This is a genomic window from Vibrio sp. 704, from assembly GCF_033339295.1.
The window spans coordinates 44,519-51,013 of the sequence record NZ_JAWOUH010000027.1 but is presented as its reverse complement, the minus strand read 5'-3'; the positions used below and the strand labels follow the sequence as shown (position 1 = coordinate 51,013).

Annotated in this window: 4 protein-coding genes; all 4 read left to right on the top strand. The window is 43.8% G+C overall.

Annotation, left to right across the window (positions count from 1 at the left end):
* Positions 1 to 95 precede the first annotated feature (95 nt).
* The 4 genes from R7R24_RS22520 (at position 96) to R7R24_RS22505 (ending at position 6,482) form a co-directional block, all read left to right on the top strand.
* The gene (locus R7R24_RS22520; protein WP_054579700.1) at positions 96 to 602 is read left to right on the top strand and encodes a GNAT family N-acetyltransferase; all 507 of its coding nucleotides are present in this window, start codon (positions 96 to 98) and stop codon (positions 600 to 602) included.
* A gap of 155 nt (positions 603 to 757) precedes the next feature.
* Positions 758 to 1,240: a hypothetical protein gene (locus R7R24_RS22515; protein WP_017821432.1), complete on the top strand. Its 483-nt coding sequence runs from the start codon at positions 758 to 760 to the stop codon at positions 1,238 to 1,240.
* Between the two features lie 297 nt (positions 1,241 to 1,537).
* Positions 1,538 to 2,977, top strand: coding sequence for a sigma-54 interaction domain-containing protein (locus R7R24_RS22510; protein WP_318119642.1), 1,440 nt, complete (start codon positions 1,538 to 1,540; stop codon positions 2,975 to 2,977).
* A 61-nt stretch (positions 2,978 to 3,038) separates the two neighbouring features.
* Positions 3,039 to 6,482 carry a DEAD/DEAH box helicase family protein gene (locus tag R7R24_RS22505; RefSeq protein WP_318119640.1) on the top strand — a complete coding sequence of 1,148 codons (3,444 nt, stop codon included), beginning with the start codon at positions 3,039 to 3,041 and terminating at the stop codon, positions 6,480 to 6,482.
* The last annotated feature ends 13 nt before the right edge of the window (positions 6,483 to 6,495 follow it).

The following is a 6,495-nucleotide window of genomic DNA, read 5'->3' as shown; positions in this document are numbered from 1 at the left end:
CTATGCGTTGAATTTAGTGATTAAGGTGGTATGCGGCGGCTTCGGTATTGCGTTGCTCACCCCTTAGCAGGGCGTTAAATTACAAGGAGAGTTTCGTGGAAATAAAGGAAATAAGTACAACATCAGGTTTAATCGAACAGCTACATTTGTTACTAACTGATTGTATCGAAAGTGGGGCATCTGTTGGCTTCTTAGCACCCGCCGATGAACAAGAATTAAAGTTATATTGGTCGTCTATAGAGGCGGATCTCAAATCGGGTGTCAGAAAACTATTTCTCGCTTACGACAATGAAAATGTTATAGGTGCAGTTCAGCTATCTCTTTGCTCTAAAGCTAATGGCTCACATCGAGGAGAAGTTGAAAAACTTATGGTTCATACGGGGGCGCGAGGGAAAGGTGTCAGTAAAAAACTAATGTCGTTAATGGAAAACGTAGCTTACGAACTTGGTTTGTCATTGCTGGTTCTCGATACACGTTTAGGCGACGTAGCATCTTCATTATATCGTTCAATCGGTTACACCGAAGCTGGACAAATTCCTCAGTTCGCGCGTAGCTCGACAGGTGAGCTTGAAAGCACAGTTTACTTCTTCAAGCTATTGTAATTTAACAAACAGTTCAAGAGGGATTCAGCACGCGTGGCATTTTTGCTATGCGTTAGGTTTAGTGATTAAGGCGTGATGCGGTAACTTCAGTGTTGCGTGCTTCACCCCTTAACTGGGCGTTATGGCGCAGGGCAAAATTCAGCTAAGGGAACTAGATGAGTGATAAAGTTAAAGTAGCCTTGCAGTGGCTCAAAGAAATCTTGGATGCAGAGGATGTGGAGTATCAAATAGTCGGTGGGTTAGCGGCAACCATTCATGGTGGTAGTCGGGAAATCGCAGATATAGATCTTTATATTCATAACTCTGACGCAGACAAGGTGTTATCGCATGTAGCAAAATACATATCAAAGCCGTTAGATCATTATGCCGAATATGGTTGGGATTTAGAGTATTTCCAGTTGGTTTACCAAAGTCAAAAAATTGAAATCGGTTTGTCTCAACATACGAAGATACAATCACGTCAAGATGGTTCTTGGCACCAGCTTGAAATCTACTTTTCAGAATCAGTTCTTAAAGATTATCAAGGTATCGAGTTGCCAGTCATCCCAGTTAATCGTTTAGTCGAGTACAAGCGGATATTGGGTAGGGAAGTAGACCAAATTGATATACAAGAGCTAACTTTGAGTTCATCGCCATAACAAAGCATTTAAGAGGGACTTTAAATCTAGGTGTAAATATATGATTGTTAAGATATTTTTACTAACTAGATTCCGAGGGGGAAACAATTGGGGTGACAGCAGAATAAAGTGCGTAAATGTGATGCATGTCACGCAGTGCATCTATTTTTATTCATTGTGACATACTGCTCGATTGTGTTTAGTTGAATATCAACTAACAACCTATTGATGTAAACTCTATTGCCATAAGTAAAAATAGTTACGGGCGTAAAAATGGTAACCCTTCTCAGTTGGCTTGGCAGGACAGATCTTGATCAAATGAAGCAGGATAAGCCTGCTTCAATTGCAACGATCGCTCTTAGCGGAAAAACTCTAGATAGCATTATTATCCTTGCCAGTACATGGGAAGATGAATGGCACGACTATCAAGAGTGGTTGGAGAGAAAGCTAGCTTATGCAGGGCGCTCCAAGACCTCAGTGACTATCCAACGTGTTCGATTAGCGTCACCAATTGACTACTTATCAATAACAAAAGTGATGCAGAAACAACTTGGTCAGGTGTCTTCTAAAGCGGAGCACGTTTTCATCAACCTCACTTCTGGAACGCCAGCAATGACAGTTGTTTCTGTGTTGCTTGGTAAGAGCATTGCGAAATGTAAGCTACTTCAAACATCTCCCAAGGGTGACTTAATAGAGGTTGAGATCCCTGTCGATTTCGCAACTGAATACACCAAAGCCTCCACCGTAGCCATACAGTCACTTACTTCAGACAGTCCTAAATTAAACCCCGCTTTTGAAGCTATAACAGCAAAATCGAAAATCATGCAGCGTCTAGTGAAAAAAGCTCATAGACTTGCGTTATCTGATTTGCCTGCACTTGTGCTTGGTGAAAGTGGATCAGGTAAAGAGTTAATGGCTACAGCAATTCATAATGCAAGTCCTCGCTCTGAAAAGCCATTCAGGGCGGTTAACTGCGGTGCTTTACCAGAGAACTTGGTTGATTCAATTCTTTTTGGTCACGTCAAAGGGGCGTTTACTGGAGCAGATAAAGATCATGCAGGGCTATTTGAACAGGCAAATGGCGGCACCTTGTTCCTAGATGAAGTGGGTGAGCTGCCACTCAATGTCCAAGTTAAATTACTTAGAGCGTTGCAACAAAAAGAAATTACGAGAGTCGGTGACGTTAAATCTAAGGTTGTTGATGTGCGCATTATTGCGGCCACGCACCAAGATTTGTTTCAGATGACATCGCAAGGAGCCTTTCGTGAAGATTTGTTCTACCGACTCGCCGTCGGAGTTATTGAAATGCCACCGCTTAGAGTAAGAGCAGAAGACATTCCAGAGCTCATCTCAACGCTAATGAGCGATATCAATCAACAGGCTGAAAAACACCCTCTGTTCGAAAGTAAGAAAATTTCCGAGGATGCAATAAAATTTGCACAGTCCTACCCATGGCCTGGAAATATAAGGGAGCTTTGGAATACATTAAATAGAGCGGTTTTATGGTCTGAATCGAATATTATTTCATCTCAAGATCTCCAAGCTTCAGTATTAAGTGCTGGTACGAACCAATCTGGATCGAGCGCATTTTCGCTTCCCGGAGATATACAGCAATACATTGATAATATTAAGAAAGATGCGGTTAACTCAGCTTTGGAGTATTGTCGTGGAAATAAATCTAAAGCGGCAGAAGCACTAGGTCTAAAGAGTCATCAAACGTTAAGCGGTTGGATGACAAAATTAGGTATTGAAGAATAGCAAGTTGGCTAAAACAGGGTTGGCATACCTATTGCTCATTGAGGTCAGGAGTACAATAAGAGTGAAAACGTCAGTGAACTTTGAACATCTAAGAAAAGACTGGCCAGAATTGGCTGAACTGGGTGCATTTGCCGAAGCTTATGCGGTGACTGATCCTCAAAGCTCGATGGTTAAGCTCCGTTGCTATGTCGAAAAAATCGTTGGCTATCTTTACCGAGAGCTACGTTTACCTGTATTGCCGAATGCGTCGGTTCACGACAAGCTGACGAGTGCCTCGTTTACTGCCATCATCCATAAAGATATTCTCGATAAATTTCATGCTGTGCGCAAAGGCGGAAATAAAGCCGCCCATGACGGATATGTCAATCAGCATGATGCACTCTGGTTACTCAAAGAATCCTACCTGATTGGTTGCTGGCTTTTCATCGCCTATGGGGATGGCTCCCAAGAAGAATGCCCTCGCTATACTCAACCTGATAATGCTCCGTTAGAGGGTGAGTCTAAAGCGGATTTTAAACGCAAAAACAAACAGCTACAGCAAAAGCTCGCCCAGAACAGTGAGCAGCTTACGCAGGCGTTAAAAGAACTTGAAGAGGCAAAAGAAGCCCAGTTGTTGGCCCAGCAGGCTGCCAGTAAGCTCAAGTTGGAAGTTGACCAAACTAAAGCTGACAAGCTAAAGCGCAACACCCTCAAGTTGAAAAACAGCTTTGACTTTAACGAAGCGGAAACTCGTAGACGTCTAATCGATTCTGAGCTGAGAAGCGAAGGCTGGGACGTTGCATTGGCAGAGGTGAGTACTGAACAAGTATCAAAAGAGTACGAAGTGGATGGTCAGCCGACTCAATCAGGCAAAGGTCGTTGTGACTACGTACTGTGGGACGACAACGGCAAACCACTGGCAGTTATCGAAGCGAAGAAAACCCGAGTGGATGCGAGAGCAGGGCAAGAGCAAGCCAAAATCTACGCCGATGCATTAGAAAAACAAACTGGCCAACGTCCAGTTATTTTCTATACCAATGGCTACGACATTTGGCTATGGGATGATGCTCAGGGTTACGTACCACGCAAACTGTTTGGTTACTACTCTAAAGACAGCCTGCAATACCTTATCCAGCAACGTGCGCTGAAGAAAGATCTCAACAGCGCACCGATCGATACAGAAGTCGCGGGGCGACTCTATCAAATGGAGTCGATCACTCGTGTGTGTGAACGATTTAGCGACAAACACCGCAAAGCTCTGATAGTACAAGCAACAGGTACGGGTAAGACTCGTGTTTCTATTGCGCTGACCAAGCGTTTACTTGACGCTGGTTGGGCAAAGCGAGTGCTGTTTTTATGTGACCGTAAAGAGCTACGCAAACAAGCGGCAAACGCATTTAATGAGTTCACCAAAGAGCCGTTATTCGTAAAAGGTAAAAGCAAAAAAGATCTCGCGAGTAAAGCGCGTATCGTGATCGCGACTTACCCAGGCATGATGCAAACCTTCGAAGAGTTCGATGTTGGTCACTTCGACCTTATTATTGCCGATGAATCACATCGTTCTATCTACAATAAGTATGGTGAGCTGTTTAAGTATTTTGATGCGCTGCAAGTGGGCTTGACGGCAACGCCAGTTGAGATGATCTCCCGTTCGACCAGTCAGCTGTTTGGTTGTGACTACAAAATGCCAACGGCCAACTACCCATTAGAGCAAGCGATTGAAGAAGAAAACCTCGTGCCTTTCAAAGTCGTTTCTCATACCACCAAGTTCTTGCGTGATGGCATTAAAGGTAATGAGCTTACTGATGAGCAGATAGCTGAACTTGAAGATCAAGGCATTGACCCGAATGAGCTCGATTTTGATTCAAAGCTAATCGATAAAGCGATCTTTAACAAAGACACCAACCGCCAGATCATCCGTAATTTAATGGAACGTGGTCTTAAAGATGCTGACAATCAATTGCCTGGTAAATCGATCATCTTTGCTCGTAGCATCAAACACGCAGAACTTATCGCCGATCTGTTTGCTGAAATGTATCCCGATCTTGGTGGCAATTTTTGTCGAGTGATTCACTCGAAATACGAACGAGCGGATGAACTGATAGACAACTTCAAAAGTGCCGAAGGCAACAAAGACGAAATCACCATTGCGGTTTCTGTAGATATGCTCGATACCGGTATTGATGTACCAGAATGTATCAATCTTGTGTTTGCGAAACCAATCAAATCGAAAGTAAAGTTTTGGCAAATGGTAGGTCGTGGAACCCGTTTGTGTGAGAACTTGTTTGGCCTAGGTGAACATAAAAAGCATTTCTTAATCTTCGATCACTGGAACAACTTTGAATACTTCAAAATGAACCCAGACGAAGACGATGGCGCAAAAGGTAAATCTCTTGCGCAAAAGGTATTTGAAGCGCGGCTAAACTTGGCTGATGAGGCTCTCAAACGTGCAGAGATGGATATCTTCGACGCAGTAGTTCCACAGATTAAAGCCGATATAGAGTCGCTTAACGACAAAACCATCGAAGTGCGTGAAAACTGGCAAATCAAAGCGCAGCTAAGTAATGAGAAAACCTTGTACCAAATGGCTCCTGACACCAAAGAGCTACTGCGTTCTACCATGGCTCCGCTAATGCAATGGAAGCCAATTACTGGTGAGAGCGAAGCGTTGCGACTCGATCTCCAGTTCTTAGAACTTGAGCTCGTCAAACTCAAACAACCGTCCAAGGTCGATATTGCCGCGATGCCGATTATGGACAAGGTCACCACACTTTCCATGCACCTTAACGAAGTGCGCAGTAAGGCCAGTACCATTAAGCAGGTGCAGCAGCCGAACTTCTGGAATGATGCTGACCATCATGAATTGGAAGCCTGCCGAAGCGAGCTTCGAACGGTAATCCATTTACGTGACAAAGGTGCGACTCCGCCACCGAAGCCAACACCCGTATTAGATGTGAAAGAGGATGCGGCTGAATATCGCACTGAAGAAGTGAAAACCGATATTGTGACGGTGGACTACCAGATCTATAAACAAGAGGTCGAAAAAACGCTGACACCATTGTTTGAATCTAATGAAGTGTTGCAGAAAATACGTGCCGGACAATCAGTAACAGAAGCCGATTTAGAGACGCTCAACGCGCTTGTGCATACCCAAAACCCAAGTGTCGATCTTTCGATTTTGAAAGAGTTCTTTCCGGAATCAACCGCAGGACTTGACCAGATTTTACGTACCATCGTTGGCATGGATGCAAAGGCGATTGAAAATGAGTTTACGGCCTTTGTGCAGCAAGTACATACGCACCTTAACTCAAGACAACAACGCTTTATTGGTATGCTCAAAAATCACCTGTGTCGCTACGGTAGCGTTGATATTGAACAGCTATACGACGCTCCGTTCAATCAAATTGATGATGCTGGCTTAGATGGCGTATTCCCAATTCCTGCTCAAGCGGATGTGGTGGAACAGTTTGTTCGCCGCTTTAGTGTCCATTTGGGTGAGAAACAAGCAAGTGTTATAAAGTGGTGAATTAATCCTTTGG